1 protein-coding gene is annotated in these 274 nt (G+C 61.3%); it reads left to right on the top strand.

Annotation, left to right across the window (positions count from 1 at the left end):
* A partial coding sequence (locus QN347_RS19890) for a hypothetical protein (RefSeq protein ID WP_323494412.1) occupies positions 1-274 on the top strand: 274 nt, incomplete at both ends.

Genomic DNA, 274 nt, shown 5'->3' with positions numbered 1-274 from the left:
CTGTTGCTCACCGGTGCAGGTCGCGATGTTGCGGCGCGCATTCATTCCGCCGCAGCAGAGCGCAATAGCGAATGGGTTGGCGGTTTGGGCAAAGACGACTCGGCCGCATTCATGGCGGCCATGGGAAAGATGACATCGCGAGCCAGAGAAATGCTGAGCGAGGAGGTAGCGCGTTCAGGTCGGGAAACGCCCGTTTTGAAGAACGCAAGGGAAACCGGCGCGACGATCGCGAAGGCCAGCAAGTCGCTGGTGATCGAGCGCGTCGTCCTGGAAG

The organism is Sphingomonas sp. 10B4, assembly GCF_035019905.1.
Classification (GTDB): Bacteria; Pseudomonadota; Alphaproteobacteria; order Sphingomonadales; family Sphingomonadaceae; genus Sphingomonas; species Sphingomonas glacialis.
This window is presented reverse-complemented; position numbering and strand designations above follow the sequence as displayed.